Origin of the sequence: Photorhabdus hindustanensis (genome assembly GCF_002968995.1) — a bacterium.
Classification (GTDB): Bacteria; Pseudomonadota; Gammaproteobacteria; order Enterobacterales; family Enterobacteriaceae; genus Photorhabdus; species Photorhabdus akhurstii.
In genome coordinates this window covers 1-663 of record NZ_PUWT01000159.1, presented here as the reverse complement: position 1 = coordinate 663, position 663 = coordinate 1, and the positions used below count along the sequence as shown (strand labels likewise).

Here is a 663-nt window from a genome sequence, read left to right as displayed (position 1 = left end):
TTCTTCATACTGCAACTGGGTTATTTCAAGGCCAAGCAGCAATTCTTCAATTTCTCACTGGAGGATGTCAGTAATGATGCTCAGTTTATTGCGAATCTCTATTATACAAACGCATTCCCGGTATCTTTCGCTGGACGGATTTCCCGTGATTATATACGCACTCAGCGACAGGTAATACTTTCATTATTTGGCTATTGTGCCTGGATGTCTGATTTGGCCCCAGAAATACAATCACATATCAGCAATCTTCTCCGTTATTACCCAAAAGGGCACAGTGCATTTCGCCAGTTGCTGGTCTACTTTGAACGTCAAAAAATAATTATACCTTCCTACACTACATTTCAGGATATATTTACCAGAGCATTCAGTGATGAAGACAAGCGCCTGAAGGCAATCACCGAATCGGTGCCAGCGTCCATTGGTGAGCAGCTTACAGCACTTATTGAGCGGGATGATGACATTACTTCACTCAACATTATTCGGACAGACCAGAAGGATTTTCAGTATACAGCGGTCAAAACGGAAGTGGACAAAGCCTTACTGCTTGAGAATTTGTATATATACCCGCTTAACTTGAAGATGCAGGATTCAAAACTTGGAAGTTGTCATTAATACGGCACGACAGGTTCCCGGCAAGTTCCGGTAATATTTCCGTAAAAAAGC

The 663-nt window shown here is 42.2% G+C and carries 1 protein-coding gene; it reads left to right on the top strand.

What is annotated here, in order from left to right; genetic code table 11:
• A partial coding sequence (locus tag C6H66_RS24925) for a DUF4158 domain-containing protein (RefSeq protein WP_146111144.1) occupies positions 1–612 on the top strand: 612 nt, incomplete at its 5' end.
• Positions 613–663: the final 51 nt, after the last annotated feature.